Origin of the sequence: Vibrio salilacus, from assembly GCF_002811245.1 — a bacterium.
GTDB lineage: Bacteria > Pseudomonadota > Gammaproteobacteria > Enterobacterales > Vibrionaceae > Vibrio > Vibrio salilacus.
This window is the reverse complement of record NZ_NIVQ01000072.1, coordinates 1-1463: the sequence shown is the minus strand read 5'-3', so window position 1 is coordinate 1463 and position 1463 is coordinate 1. Positions and strand designations below refer to the sequence as shown.

Here is a 1463-nt window from a genome sequence, read left to right as displayed (position 1 = left end):
ACATGCGTTTTACCGACACCGCTTGGTCCAAGTAGCACCACGTTTTCATTACGCTCAATGAAGGTCAGCGCACTTAATTCTTGTATCTGTTGTTTCGGGACGCCGGTGGCGAACTTAAAATCAAACGTACTTAACTCTTTATGCGCGGGAAAACCGGCCATACGACTGAAAAGTTGTCGGGTGCGCTCGTCTCGTTGTTGCTGCTCGCTTTCCAATAAGGCGCGTAGAAATTCACCATAACTCTTTTCCTGAGCAATACATTGCTCCGCCAACGATGGCCAAGAGGCGGCAACAGAGCTGAGTTTCAGTGAGTCACAGAGATGACCGATTTGTTCATGAAGTAGCATGGTCACCTCCTAACAGCGCTTCGTAAACGTTCATAGGATGTTGTAGATTAATAGACTCTAGCGGCGGCACAATACGGATGTCTGGAGCAGACTTGTGTTGGCTTGCCCCCTGTACCAACCTTGGTAAAGGAAGTAACTGCTTCACTTCTTCTCGCAAGCGCTCTGAAGGGATAGCTAACGTGGTGCCATGAATGCGTTGATTCGCTACACGTTGTAACCATGGGCCGACTTTTGCGTTGGCTATCTGTACATCCAGTTCAAGATTTTGCGCACGCAATTGGGCGCGAAGTGGCACAACGAAGCTGTTTTTTAGATAGTGGTTAAAACGCTCAACTTTCCCTTTAGTCTTGGCTCGGTAGGGTTTACAAGCAACCAGCTTAAAGCCGTAGTCTTTCGACATCTGTAGCATCTCGTCATGCAACTTATGCTCGTCTTGTGCATAAGCATCTCGCTCAATGATGAGTGCTTTAGCGTTGTCACACAACACCTGCTCGGGTACGCCACCGAAATACTCAAACGCTTCTTTTAAACCTTGTTGCCATGCATGCGCACGCTCGTTATCAAAGAACTTGACGAAAGTGGCGCGCGAATAACCTAAGGTGGCGACAAAGGCTTTGAGCGGCCGTTTACCGCGCCGAATGGTGGTAAAGTCGATTTGCATTTGCTGCCCTGGGAGGGTTTCAAAACGAACAACCGGCTCAGGAGTGGAACAAAGTTTAAACTGACACACAAAGCGACGGAGCTGAGCAATACCGCCTTGATAGCCGAGTTGAACCACCTCGTCAAACAAGACGGTAGCAGGTATCCAATCAGGTTTGGCCTGCTCAATTCGTTGAACGAGATAGGGTTTAAAGGGCTCTAGTTTTGTCACGGGTTTTGCTCGTTGCGCGTAAGAGGGCATCTGATGCTGCTGCAAATGATGTTTTACGGTGTTACGAGAGATGCCTAATTGACGGGCAATTTTACGAATGCTTTGGCCTTGTGCAAAGCGAACATGAATATCCACAAATGTCTCCTTGGTTAACATAAATCACCCGTATAAAAAATAAACGGATGATACCAAGTGGATCAGTTTTCGATGATCGTTAGTGGATCAGTTTTGCATGATCGGTGACA

The 1463-nt window shown here is 47.5% G+C and carries 2 protein-coding genes; both read right to left on the bottom strand.

What is annotated here, in order from left to right; translation table 11 throughout:
• A partial coding sequence (locus tag CDZ87_RS16775) for an ATP-binding protein (RefSeq protein WP_172953607.1) occupies positions 1-347 on the bottom strand: 347 nt, incomplete at its 3' end.
• Positions 334-1374: an IS21 family transposase gene (gene istA / locus CDZ87_RS16770; RefSeq protein WP_100754541.1), complete on the bottom strand. Its 1041-nt coding sequence runs from the start codon at positions 1372-1374 to the stop codon at positions 334-336. The genes CDZ87_RS16775 and istA, both read right to left, overlap by 14 nt.
• Between the last annotated feature and the right edge of the window lie 89 nt (positions 1375-1463).